This window comes from Haloarchaeobius lipolyticus, from assembly GCF_051208015.1.
In the GTDB taxonomy this organism is placed as follows: domain Archaea; phylum Halobacteriota; class Halobacteria; order Halobacteriales; family Natrialbaceae; genus Haloarchaeobius.
In genome coordinates this window covers 691706-704056 of the sequence record NZ_JBPKGF010000002.1, presented here as the reverse complement: position 1 = coordinate 704056, position 12351 = coordinate 691706, and the positions used below count along the sequence as shown (strand labels likewise).

Below are 12351 nucleotides of genomic sequence, written 5' to 3'. Positions count from 1 at the left end.
CCCGTTCGCCCTCCGGCGATTTCGTCAGCACTTATCAATCTTGTCGGGCACTCCGTTACCCAAAGGCTATTTTACGCGCCATGCATACGACCGATAACTCATGTCCCGGAGTCCTTCGTTGCCCGACCGTCCGCGGCTCGACCTCGACCCGGAGATGTCGGACGACGAGCGCCTTGATGCACTCCTCGAGCACTTCGCGGACGTCGTGGAGGTACACGAGCAGCTCTCCTCGCAGCTCGAAGCCGCCCACGACCGCCGCGCACAGCTGAAAGAGGAGGTCGACAAGACCGAACGCGACAACGAGGCCCTCAAGACGTCTTCGCTGTACATCGCGACCGTCGAGGAACTCGAAGAGCACGAACAGGAGGCCGTCGTCAAACAGCACGGCAACAACCAGGAGGTCCTGACCGACGTCTCCCGTCGCCTGACCGACGAACTGCAGGTCGGCGACCGCGTCGCGGTCAACGACTCGTTCTCCATCCAGACCATCCTCGCCCAGGAGACCGACGCCCGGGCGCAGGCGATGGAGGTCGACGAGAGCCCCGACGTCGCCTACGAGGACATCGGTGGCATCGACGAACAGCTCCGCGAGGTCCGCGAGGCCGTCGAGGAGCCGCTCGTCGACCCCGAGAAGTTCGCCGAGGTCGGCATCGAGCCGCCGTCGGGCGTCCTGCTCCACGGGCCGCCGGGCACCGGGAAGACGATGCTCGCGAAGGCCGTCGCCGCCGAGACCGACGCGACGTTCATCAAGATGGCCGGCTCCGAGCTCGTCCGCAAGTTCATCGGCGAGGGCTCGCGCCTGGTGCGCGACCTGTTCGAGCTCGCCCACGAGCGCGAACCCGCCATCATCTTCATCGACGAGATAGACGCCATCGCCGCGACCCGCACCGAGTCGAAGACCTCCGGTGACGCCGAGGTCCAGCGGACGATGATGCAGCTCCTGTCCGAGATGGACGGCTTCGAGGCACGCGGCGACGTCCGTATCATCGCGGCGACGAACCGCTTCGACATGCTCGACCGCGCCATCCTCCGCCCCGGCCGGTTCGACCGCCTCATCGAGGTGCCCGAGCCGAACCGCGAGGGCCGCATCCAGATCTTCAGCATCCACACGCGGAACATGAACGTGAACGACGACGTGGACTTCGAGGACCTGGCCGACGAGACCAGCGGCTACTCCGGCGCGGAGATAGAGAGCGTGGCGACCGAAGCCGGCATGTTCGCCATCCGCGACGGCCGGACCGAGGTCCGCCAGCCCGACTTCGAGGAGGCCCTCGAGAAGATAGAGGCGGGCGACGCGACCAGCGAGCACGTCCCCTCCGCGGGCCACGCCACCTACCACTACTGACCCGTCTGCGGTCCCGTCCCACCTGACTCCGGGACGAACCGCAACCCTATTTCTCGCGCATCCGTTGCTGTCCGGTATGGAACCCATCAGACTCGTCTGGGGACAGGCGACGGCCCCGACGAAGATGGCCTCGTACGACGCGGCACTGGCCGATGCCGGCGTCGAGAACTACAACCTCGTCGCCGTCTCCTCCGTCATCCCGAAGGGAGCGACGGTCGAACCCGTCGGCACGGCACCGGACCTCGGGCCGGTCGGTGAGCGCCTGACCGTCGTCGAGGCACGTGCGACGGGCACGGAGCCCGGCCACGTCAGTGCCGGCCTCGGCTGGGCGCAGTCCCCCGACGGCGGCCTGTTCTACGAGGCGGCCGGCGAGACGGACGCCGCCGACGTCGAGGAGCGGGTCCGGCGTGGCCTCGAGTCGGGGCAGGAACTCCGCGACTGGGCGTTCGACGAGCCGACCGTCCACGTCGAGAGCGCGCCGGTCGAGCCCGGCACGTACACCACGGCGGTCGTGCTGGCGGTCTACGGGTCGAGCGACCCGTTGCTGTGAGGGAATGTGAGGTGAACCCGCTGCTGTGCGGGGTGGAGCGGTATACCCGCTGCTGTGGGGGTGGAGCTGCGAACCTGCACCGTATGGTACCGAAACTCATTCACAGCCGAACGGTTTTTAACCGGTCCATCCACTAACGCTAGGTAGCGACCCTCATGAATGGAAACACGCCGTACGCCGGACGCCCGGGTATCACGCAGGCGGGCAAACGCGCTGCTGCGGACGTTCCCGACCTCACCACAGACCAGAAGCGGGCGCTTCGACGCGAGGTGACGGCCATCGCGGCGCGCACGCGAGAGTTCCTTCCGAGCGAGTACGTCGTCGACGGCGACGTGACGCAGGGTATGAGCGGCCCGCAGGCGACCGTCGCGGTCCAGCCGCCCGTCGGGAACCCGGTCAGTGCGGGGTTCACTCCCGACGTAGACGACCTCGAGGGCGAGCACCTCATCGACCCGGCCGACCAGGCCGAGGTCGCACGCGGGCTCGCCGCGACGGCCGCCCTGCAGGTGAAACACGCCATCTCCGATTCGGTCACGCCGACGGCTCGCTGACCGCGGACGTTCCTCTCAATCGCCGCAGTTACGTTACTTGCACGTAGCAACCGGTAGGGACAAACGAGATATTTCTCATCGCGTCCAACCTCTACCCATGATACGGGGGCACGAGTACGCGATAGTGGCGTCAGGACTGCGGAAGGTGTACGGTCCCGTCGTCGCTATCGAGGGGCTGGACCTCGCCGTCCCCCGTGGCACCGTCTACGGGTTCCTGGGTCCGAACGGTGCCGGGAAGACGACGACGATGGGGATGTTGACGACACTGGTCCCGCCGACGGCGGGCGTCGCCTCCATCGTCGGCGTCTCCATCGCGGACCGCGAACGGGTGAAACCACACGTCGGCTACCTGCCGGACGAGCCGCCGCTGTACGACGAGTTCACCGCGCGGGAACAGCTGGAGTTCGTCGCCGACCTGCGCGGCCTGCCGACGGAGCCGGCGGCTCGGCGAATCGACGAGCTCCTCGACCGGGTCGGCCTCTCCGGCGCGGCCGACGAACGAATCGAGTCGTACTCGCGGGGAACCCGACAGAAGGTCGGGCTCGTCCAGGCGCTGTTGCACGAGCCCGCGGTGCTGTTCCTCGACGAGCCCACCTCCGGGCTGGACCCGCGCGCCGCTCGCGAGGTGCTCGACCTCATCGACGACCTCGCCGACGGCGGGACGACGGTCTTCCTCTCCTCGCACGCGCTCGCCGTCGTTGAGGAGCTGGCCGACGTGGTCGGCGTGCTCCACCGGGGGCGCATCGTGGCCGAAGGACCGCCGGACGAGCTCATCCAGCGCGTCGCAGACGGGGAGCGGTCGCTGGAGCGTGTCTTCCTCGACCTGACGTCGGATGTGAAGAGCGACGGGGCGGAGGGGACGAAGGAGACGTCGGACGGCACGGAGGCGGCCGCGTGACCAGCCGTGTGGTCTGGCGCATCGCCAGCGCCGAGATGCGGCGGAACGGCCGTCGGTACGTGAGGAGTCGTCACCACGAGGCGCTGCTCGTGCTGGCACTGCTCTTGCTTGCACCCGTCCTCGTCGTGCTCCTCCAGCTCGCCTACGTGGTCGGCCAGGCGGTGGGAACCGGCGACTCCAGCGTGGTCCAGGCAGCCCGGTACTACCTGCCGGGCGTCGTGCTGTTCTTCGTCGTGCTCGGCGCGATACAGGCGGGGCGGCGCGTCCTCTCGCTCGATGCGAGAGAGATGGTGCTGACGGCCGTCCCCACGGGGACGCTCGTCCGCGGACTGTTGCTCGCCGACCTGCTGGAGTGGACCGTCGCGTTCGTCCTGCCCGCCGTCCTGCTCGTGCTCGTCGTGGCGCTGGGTGCCGGTTCGCCGGTGCTCGCGGTCGTCGGGACGATCGCGGTCGTCACGCTGTTTGTCGCCGCCATCCTGTTCGGCTACGCGCTCGGTCTGCTCACACGGCTGGTGCTCCGACGCATCCCGCTTCCGACAACGGTCAGACGGCTCCTGGGTGCACTCGGCGGCGTCGCTGCTGCCGTCGTCGCCGGTGGCTTCGGGGTACTCGTCGGTAGTACTGCGGTCGGCGGCCCCGTCTCGGTCCCGCAACCCATGGCCGACGGGTCGCTCTCGCCCGGCACCATCGTCACGCCGGGGCTGCCCGCCGGCGACCCGCTGTCTCGGCTGGGCTGGTACGCGGACCTGTTGTTCGTCGGGACGCCCGCCGTCGAGACCATCACGATGGCGACCCTCGTCGCGGTCGTCGCCGTCGTCTGCACGCTGCCGGGGAGCCTGACCGTCATCGCCCGGTTCGCGCCGTACTTCTGGTACGGCGACCCGCCGCTGTCGGCCGACGGTCAGGTCCGTCGCGTCTCCAGCCGTGTCCCCGTCGGCTCGCCGGTTCGACGCGTCGCGACCCGGTACTGGTGGCGTGCCACCCGGGCACCGCACCGGTTCGTCTACGTGTTCTACTACGTGTTCATGCTCGGCCTCGTGCTGGTCCCGGCGGTGGTGTTCCCCGCGTACGCGCTGGTGCTCGTCGGCTCGGCACTCGTCCTGCTCGGGGTCTGGCTCGCCGGTGCCCTGTTCTGTCTCAACCCACTGGGCGAGGAAGAGGAGATGCTCGCACAGCTGTTGCTGTCGTCCACCTCGGCGCACACCATCATGCGGGCCCGCATCGCCCTCGGCGTCGTCGTGGGCGTCCCGCTCGTCGTTATCGGTACCGTTGCACTGACGCTCGGTGGGCTCGCTCCAGACGACGCCGTCCGCATCGGTGCGTACTGGACGGTGCTGACACTGGCGAGTGCGGCGTTCGCGCTCGGCATCGGGACGGTAGCGCCCCGGTTCACGCCGGTCAAGCTGTTCGACCGGGTCGAGAGCGTCGCACCCTCGTTGACGGCCGTCGTCTACCACCTCGCGCTGACGACGGTCCTCGCGGGTATGGGCGCCGCCCTGTTGCTCTCGGACCGGAACCCGCTGCTCGTCGGCTCGTTCCTGCTCGGCGTGCTCGTCCTCGTCACCGACGGAAGCTACCGGTACGCGGTCGAGTCGTTCGAGGGCTTCGGAAAGGACCCCGGTCGGGTGCGCTGGTCGCGCCGACTCGCCATCCACCTCGCGGTCGGCGTGGCGGTGCTCGGGACGCTCGTCTCGTCGGCCGTCGGGCTGGCCGCACTCGTGATACTCCCGTTCGACGGCATCGCCGGGTTCGTCCTGCTGTTCGTCGCGGGCTACGTCGGCTACCTGCTCGTCGTCGCCCTCGTCATCGAGGGATTCGGCGACGGATTCGCCGGCATCGACGTCTACATGCCCTCCGACTCGGACCTCCGGCACATCGTCGCGGGTATCGCCGCGACCGGAACCGTCGAGATGGGCGTCGCCGCGTTCGTCTGGTACTACGACCTGCCGGTCGCCCACCACACCATCACCCAGATCGCGGCAGTCGGGGGTGCCAGCATCCTCGTCTCGCTCATCCCGCTGGCGCTGCTCGTCAACGCCCCCATCGAGGAACTCCTGTTCCGGGGGGTCATCCAGCGTAACCTCGACCGGTCGTTCACGACCGCAGGTGCGGTGCTGGTCGGATCCGCCGTCTTCGCGCTGGCTCACCTGCCGGTCTACTCGGGGACGACGGCTGCCGTCGGCATGGCCATGGCACAGCTGTTCGCCATCTCCGTCGTCTGGGGGACCGTCTACGCCCGGACGCACAACCTGCTCGTGCCGACGCTCTGTCACGGGGTGAGCAACGCACTCGGGGTTGCACTGCTGTTCCTCCTCTGAACGTACCGAAGACGAGAATTTCTACATACCGTTCAAGAGTGGCAGGGACATCGAGGCATCAGACCATTCCGGCTGGCAGCATTCGTTCCGAACAGGTCGTGCCGTCAGTGATGGCCGACCTCGACTGTGGACGGTGCCTATCGACGACATCTGACGCGTACTCACCAAGGGGGGTGCGTGTCTGCAGGTCCATTCACCGCCGTCCACGCATCCTTCGGTAGAAGTCAACCAGTGCCGGTGTCGTACCGGTACGCCCTATCGCTACGCCCGGAAACCGAACGGCGTTGCAATGAACGTGACTCCGCGCAGGAAGACACTGGATAGCGGCAGCCAAAGAAGACCGTCAGGGGACGTCCGACGGCCTCTACAGGGACTGCCGGTTGTAGAACGCACCGTACTCCGTGCCGCCCCACTTCGTCTCCGCACTGATGGTATTCGTACTCAGCTGGTGCAGGTAGAGCCGGTTGAAGCGGATTTCGCCGCCGGGTCTGGAGTAGAGCCGCACGTTCTTCAGTTCTTGCGGCTTCGACGTCGACCGTTTCACACGTTTGACGCCGGAGTACGATTCGGTTCCTTCGCCACCGTCGACGGTGAACCTGAACGCGGCGCGGTTCTTCGTCGACAAGGTGTGGACCCGCTCGATGCTGAGGTTGGCGGGTCGGCCGTCGCCGCTCCCGCTGTACGTCCCCGGCCACCGCGACGTCCAGTTCGACTCGGTGAGTTGGACGGCAGGGAAGTTCCGTAGCATATTATACCAGCCAGTCGAGAACGCGAGCCCCCTGGTCTCTCCAAACTGTCTGTAGTAGCCCGAGACGTCGTTCGTGTTCCACGTGTGAAGGTACAGCCGCTTCACGTCCATCGTCGCGCTACCTCTGAGGTGTTTCAATCGAACGTTCTCGATGATGTGCGGATGTTTCCTGAACGGGACGTCTTTCTTACCCCGGTAGATGAAGTCCTCTCCGTGGAGGCCGGCTCTCGGGTAGCTGACGTCGATGACGACGGTCGCCTTCTTCGGTCGAACCTCCTCCAGTTTCACCTCCAACTTCGCGGACCCACCATCGGTCACACCGGTGTACTTGCCGTCCCAGTTGTAGAAGAAGTCTCTACTGTGGGACTGTGCCTCCGCAACACTGGTCGACATCGGGACGGCGAGTAACACGCCCGTCGTGCCTGCCTTTCGCAAGAACGACCGGCGCGTGTCTGTGTACCGGTCGTCGGTGGACGTCGTTCCCATCGAATGGGTGTCAGACGCTGACTCTGCGAACGATTCTGACTCTCTTGGGTGATTCATCTCCGCCTCCCCAGGTGAGAGTACGACGAGTGGCTGGGTGAGGTTGTGGCTTGATTAAGCTGTCGGCTCTGGGACCTGCGAGGGACGCACGAACGGCTGCGACGGCCAGACGATGCAGAAGGATGGTCGTCCGAACGGGTCGCTCCCGGACCTCCGTTACTTGCCCCAGAACGGGTCGACCTTCCGGCGCTTCTCCAGATAGAACGAGAGCGCCTCGCGCTCGTCCATCGGTATCTCCTCTTTGAGCTCCTGCTCGAGTATCTTCGCGTGCTTCTCGGGAAGTTCGATCCAGAGCTCGTCGTTCTCGTGGATCTGTCGGCCAACGGTCGGCCCGTCGATGGCGCAGGAGACGCGGTCACCCGCACGGGCCTCGTCGACGTCCTCGCCCTGCTCCTGGATGCCCTTGAGCTGGCCGACGCGTTTCGGCTCGTTGCCCTCGAACTTGACGACGTTCATGTTCTTCTTGAGCGTCCCGGCCAGGACCTCGACGCCGACGACGGCGGGATTGTTCTGGCGGAACGTGTGGTCGGGGAGTATCTGGAAGCGGCAGGGCCGGGCGATGTTCTCCATCACGGTGTCCTGCTGGGCGCGTTTCGTCTCCTCGACGAACTCCTCGTACTCCTCGATGAGCTGGTAGATGACGTCGTCCGTGAACAGGCGGACGCCCTCGATGTCGGCGCGGTCCTCGGCGTCTTTCAGCACGTCGACGTTGAAGCCGAGGATGGTCCGGTGGAGGTCGTCGTCTGCGGTCGAGGCGACGGAGATGTCACGTGGCGCGATGTCGCCGACCTCGGCGCGGACGATGGGAATCTCGGCCTCGTCGAGCGCGTTCGCCATCGCCTCGAGCGAGCCGAGCGTGTCGGCCTTGACGACGATGCCCTCCTCCTGCGTCGTGACGGCGACGTCTGCGAGTTCGGCCTGTACCTCGGCGATGACCTCGTCGAGGTCGCGGTCGCGGACGACGCGGACGGGTGCACCGGCCATCGCCTCGTCGAGGTCGGGTGCGGCGATCTTGATACCGGCCGCGGCCTTTACCTCGTCGACGCGCTCGAACCGGCTCTCGGTCCGTATCTCGGCGAGCGGGCGGGGCTGGAGCAGGGCGCGGACCTCCGTGACGATGGGCTCGTTCTCGCCCCCGACGACGATGGTGTCGTCCTCCTTGACGATGCCGTCGTACAGCACCACGTCGATGGTGGTCCCGAAGCCGCGCTCCTCCTTGACCTCGAGGACCGTTCCGACGCCGGGGCCGGTCACGTCGATGGCCATCGCCTCCTTCATGTAGCGCTGGGAGAGGCCCATCATGACGGCGAGCAGGTCCGGGACGCCCTCACCGGTGACGGCGGAGACCGGGACGACGCCGACGTTCTTCTGGAAGTCCTGGACGCGCCAGTACATGTCCGCGGAGAAGCCGTTGTCGGAGAGCTCACCGATGATGCGGTAGAGTCGCTCGTCGAGGTCGGACCGGACGCGGTCGGACTGTGCCTCGTAAGTCTGCTGGATGGGTGCACCGTCGTTCGACCGCCAGCCGGGGACGGTGTCGACCTTGTTCGCGGCGACGATGAACGGCGTCTGGGTGTCCTGGAGGATGTTGATGGCCTCGATGGTCTGCGGCTGGAAGCCGTCGTTCACGTCGACGACGAGGATGGCGATGTCGGCGAGTGCACCGCCGCGAGAGCGGAGCGTGGTGAACGAGTGGTGCCCCGGCGTGTCGATGAAGAGGAGTCCGGGCAGGTCGAAGTCGGTCGGGTCGACGAGCGAGCCAGCGATCTCGGAGACGACATCGAGGGGGACGGCGGTCGCGCCGATGTGCTGGGTGATGGCGCCCGCCTCTCCCTCGATGACGGCCGAGCCGCGTATCTTGTCGAGCAAACTGGTCTTCCCGTGGTCCACATGGCCGAGCACCGCGACGATGGGTGTCCGTAACGACCCGGAACCTGTGTCCGTATTAGAATTGTCTGAATTCGACATGAGTAGCACCCTCAGAAGGTTGTTATGGTCACAGTTTCTCGCGTGGCGTATAATTCCATCGTAACCCATCGACTCGCGCCAGCCCGCCCGAACTGCGGACCCGTATCCGGCACCTGACAGCCGACGGAACGGTCGGTCCCCGTGGCGTTTAATAGCCGTGGTGGGGAAGGGGGTGATATGGCCGACATACTCGCCGAGAACCTCTCCGGGAAGTCCGTCATGGGTTCGGACGGCACGGAACTCGGTATGCTGTACAACATCACGATGGACCTGAAGAGCGGCGAACTGTTCGACCTCGTCGTCGAACCGAACGAGGAGACGCCCGTTCGTACCATCGATTACGACCAGGACGAGAACGACCGGTTCCGCGTCCCCGTCGACCGTGTGCAGGCGGTGAAGGACTACATCGTCGTCAAGCGCTAGTGTAGATGCACGTCCTCGACTCCTCCGCGTTCATCCACGAGTACCACACGACGGAAGACACGGCGACCATCCCGATGGTCAGAGAAGAGCTGGAAGACGAGAGCGTCTACCGGTTCGACGCCATGGAGGGTGCCGGGATGCACATCCACATCCCCGACACCCAGACGACCGACCGCGTCCGCCGCGCGGCGAAGGAGACCGGCGACCTCGACGTGCTCTCCGACACCGACGTCCGCCTCATCGCCGCCACGTTCGAGCTCGACGGCACGCTCGTCACGGACGACTACGCGATGCAGAACGTCGCGAGCAAGCTCGACGTCGCCGTCGAAGTCATCGCGCGCGACGGCATCCAGGAGCGCCGTGACTGGAAGTTCCAGTGTGCGGGCTGTGGCCGTGAGTTCGACGAAAACAAGGACCGCTGTCCCATCTGCGGGAGTTCGCTCTCCCGGAAGAACCCCTCGAACTGAACCCCTTCAGTTCTCGCACTGTTCTAGGCCCCGCGCGATGAGCTGTCGGAGCACCGCCTGCTCTGTGAGTTCGAACTCGTGTGCGAGCCGGTCGATTTCCGCGCTCACTTCGTCCTCACAGACGACCGAATACCGCTTGGTCATGCACACCGTACTACTGTCCGCATGTCGATAAATCTTCGTCAGACGGATGTACGACGCTCTGTTAAAAGAAGGCGAGGAACGCCTGACTCGCATCGTTCGCGAGACTGGAGTACGTCTGGTAGAACGTCAGCGCGTTGTACAGCCCGTGGATGAACGCGGGGACGAGCAGGTTCTCGCTGAGCGCGTAGGTCCCGCCGAGGATGAGCGAGAGGACGAAGATGGCGAAGAGGGTGCTCGCGACGGCCGTGGCGGCGGCACCGCCCATCGCGTAGGCTGGGATGTGAGCCAGGGCGAAGATGAGGCTGGCGACGACGACGGCCGCCGGGTTGCCGAGCTTCTCCGCGAGCGATTTCTGGATGACGTTGCGGTAGAGCAGTTCCTCGCCGGGGCCGATGATGAGGAGCGAGAGCGGGATGAGCGGAAGCAACAGCGCCGGGTTCCCGGCCTGTCTGGCGGTCTCGGTCGTGCTGTGCTGGGCCGTCGAGATCCCGAGCAGGTTGAACAGTGCGGAGACGGCGACGAAGCCGAGCAGGAGGACGACGAATCCGCCGACGGCGTAACCGACGTCGCGCAGGCTGGGGAACTTCAGGTCGACGAACGACCAGTCCCGCCCCGAGTACCGGATGTAGACGATGGCGAGGGTGAGCGTCGCGAGTCCGAGGCTGAGCGCGGAGAGTATCTGGCCCGCGGGTCCGGTGGTCTCGAAGTCGCCGAACAGGGTGAGACCGCCGACGTACAGTACGAGCTGGTAGACGAACAGGAGCGGGAGCGAGGCGAAGCCGAGCAGGGCGAACCGGAGCACCGACTTCGCCGTTCGGGCGGTCGTCGCTGGGGGGTCGCCACCGCCCGCGCCCCGCCGGTCGACGAGAGAATCGTCCATGCGCTTTCTACCCGGCGGAACGATATAGATTAATTGCTACGTCAATTTGGCTCAGGGCCACCCGAGCCGGAAGACGGTACGCCGTACCCGCCGGGGGTGCCGGGCCCGTCCGGCGAGCAGTTGGATGGCCTCACCGGGCGAGCAGTTGGATGGCCTCACTCGACGCGCAGCTCGGTCTTCTCGGCCACGGCATCTGCTTCCTCGAAGTCGCCACCTCCCAGCAGGCCACGGGCGGCCTTCTTGCCCCACTCGACGGCCGGCTGGACGAACGTGTCGACGCCGTACAGCTCGCCGGCGAGGACGCAGGCGGCCTCCATCCCGTAGAGGAGGGAGCCGACGCCGTACTCGTCGACGCGGTCGAGTTCGACCCGGACGTTCGGGCGACCCGCCGCGGCGAGGCTCGCCTCGGTCGCCTCGAACTCGGCGTCGAGCAGGGTCCCGAGGCCCTTGCCGCCGAGGTAGGCGAGGTCGTCGAACTCCGTCTCCGGGATGGTCGTCTCGTCGTACTCGGTCGGACGCACCAGCGTGACCATCTTGTCGCGGGGGCCGGCGCGGTAGAGCTGGAGCTGGGAGTGCTGGTCGGTCGCACCGAGGGCGCGGGCGGGGGTCTGGCCGAGGCCGTCCTTGCCGAGGCTCTCGGCCCAGAGCTGGGCGAACCACTCCGCGAAGGTCTCGAGCGACTCGGCGTAGGGCATCATCGCGTTGACAGACGCTCCGCGGGCGTCGAGCGCGTAGGAGATGGCACCGTAGGCGTAGGCGGGGGAGTCGTACAGCGACCCGGAGAGCTTGGCCTGCTGGTCGGCCGCGCCGGCGACGATGGCGTCGAGGTCGTGGCCCTGGATTGCCGCGCAGGCAAGGCCGACCGTCGAGAGCGCCGAGAACCGACCGGGGACGCCGTCCGGGACCGGGAGCGACGGGAGGTCGTGGCGGTCGGAGAGCGTCCGAAGCGGGCCGGAATCGCCGGTCGTGACGAACGTCCGGTCGGTCCAGTCGACGCCCGCGGCTTCCATCGCGTCCTGCACGACGAGGAAGTTCGCCAGCGTCTCCGCGGTGGTGCCGGACCGAGAGACCACGTTGACGGTCGTCTTCTCGAGCGGGAGTTCAGCGAGCAGCCCGGAGACGTGCTCGGGGTCGACGTTGTCGAGGAAGTAGGCGTCGACCTCGCTCTCGAGTGCGTCGGCGATGGTCGCCGCGCCGAGGGCGCTCCCGCCGATGCCGACGTTGAGGACCGCCTCACTGTCGTCGAACGGAGCGACGGCGGCCTCGATGGCGTCTGTGTCGACCGTCTGGGGCAGGTCGAGCGCCGCGTAGCCGTGTTCGTGGTTCGCGATACCGTCTGCGATCCGTTCGTGGGCGACCGCGACCTGCTCGTCGAGCCGGTCCAGCGCGTCGCGCGAGATGCCCGGGGAGGCCTCGCTGGCGAGCGCGTTGCCGATGTCTACCTTCATATCAGAGGAGCCTCCCGGCGGGGACAAAACGCTTGCTTCACGCGTGCGAGTCGCGGGCAGACGTCCCT

At 66.7% G+C, this 12351-nt stretch carries 12 protein-coding genes; 7 read left to right on the top strand and 5 right to left on the bottom strand.

The genetic code is table 11. The annotated features are described in order from the left end of the window. The first annotated feature begins 100 nt into the window (after positions 1-100). From pan2 to ACSC1Y_RS06595, 5 genes are all read left to right on the top strand, one after another. Positions 101-1345 (top strand): proteasome-activating nucleotidase Pan2, encoded by a 1245-nt coding sequence (gene pan2, locus ACSC1Y_RS06615; protein ID WP_435333911.1) that lies wholly within the window; start codon positions 101-103, stop codon positions 1343-1345. Between the two features lie 76 nt (positions 1346-1421). After that, positions 1422-1895: a pyruvoyl-dependent arginine decarboxylase gene (locus ACSC1Y_RS06610; protein WP_435333910.1), complete on the top strand. Its 474-nt coding sequence runs from the start codon at positions 1422-1424 to the stop codon at positions 1893-1895. A 155-nt stretch (positions 1896-2050) separates the two neighbouring features. Then, a complete protein-coding gene (locus ACSC1Y_RS06605; RefSeq protein ID WP_435333909.1) occupies positions 2051-2446 on the top strand; it encodes a DUF5811 family protein in 396 nt (131 codons plus the stop codon). Between the two features lie 97 nt (positions 2447-2543). After that, on the top strand, positions 2544-3344 hold the full coding sequence (locus ACSC1Y_RS06600; protein WP_435333908.1) for an ABC transporter ATP-binding protein: 801 nt from the start codon (positions 2544-2546) through the stop codon (positions 3342-3344). After that, the gene (locus ACSC1Y_RS06595) at positions 3341-5662 is read left to right on the top strand and encodes a CPBP family glutamic-type intramembrane protease (RefSeq protein WP_435333907.1); all 2322 of its coding nucleotides are present in this window, start codon (positions 3341-3343) and stop codon (positions 5660-5662) included. The genes ACSC1Y_RS06600 and ACSC1Y_RS06595 overlap by 4 nt, the downstream gene beginning before the upstream one ends. 364 nt (positions 5663-6026) lie before the next feature. Here the strand turns inward: ACSC1Y_RS06595 and ACSC1Y_RS06590 are convergent, their stop codons facing one another. Beyond that, on the bottom strand, positions 6027-6896 hold the full coding sequence (locus ACSC1Y_RS06590; RefSeq protein ID WP_435333905.1) for a hypothetical protein: 870 nt from the start codon (positions 6894-6896) through the stop codon (positions 6027-6029). Between the two features lie 213 nt (positions 6897-7109). Next, a complete protein-coding gene (gene infB / locus ACSC1Y_RS06585; RefSeq protein WP_435333903.1) occupies positions 7110-8921 on the bottom strand; it encodes a translation initiation factor IF-2 in 1812 nt (603 codons plus the stop codon). Between the two features lie 177 nt (positions 8922-9098). Here infB and ACSC1Y_RS06580 point away from each other — a divergent pair, with 177 nt between their 5' ends. Next, the gene (locus ACSC1Y_RS06580; RefSeq protein ID WP_435333902.1) at positions 9099-9344 is read left to right on the top strand and encodes a PRC-barrel domain-containing protein; all 246 of its coding nucleotides are present in this window, start codon (positions 9099-9101) and stop codon (positions 9342-9344) included. Between the two features lie 5 nt (positions 9345-9349). Beyond that, positions 9350-9811 carry an NOB1 family endonuclease gene (locus ACSC1Y_RS06575; protein ID WP_435333901.1) on the top strand — a complete coding sequence of 154 codons (462 nt, stop codon included), beginning with the start codon at positions 9350-9352 and terminating at the stop codon, positions 9809-9811. Positions 9812-9817: 6 nt separating this feature from the next. Here the strand turns inward: ACSC1Y_RS06575 and ACSC1Y_RS06570 are convergent, their stop codons facing one another. The 3 genes from ACSC1Y_RS06570 to ACSC1Y_RS06560 all read right to left on the bottom strand — a co-directional run bounded on the left by ACSC1Y_RS06570 (position 9818) and on the right by ACSC1Y_RS06560 (position 12283). After that, positions 9818-9955: a CopG family transcriptional regulator gene (locus tag ACSC1Y_RS06570; protein WP_435333900.1), complete on the bottom strand. Its 138-nt coding sequence runs from the start codon at positions 9953-9955 to the stop codon at positions 9818-9820. A gap of 61 nt (positions 9956-10016) precedes the next feature. Continuing rightward, on the bottom strand, positions 10017-10835 hold the full coding sequence (locus ACSC1Y_RS06565; protein WP_435333899.1) for a CPBP family intramembrane glutamic endopeptidase: 819 nt from the start codon (positions 10833-10835) through the stop codon (positions 10017-10019). A gap of 155 nt (positions 10836-10990) precedes the next feature. Next, entirely contained in the window at positions 10991-12283 is a 1293-nt protein-coding gene (locus ACSC1Y_RS06560) for a phosphoglucose isomerase-related protein (RefSeq protein WP_435333897.1), read from the bottom strand. Positions 12284-12351: the final 68 nt, after the last annotated feature.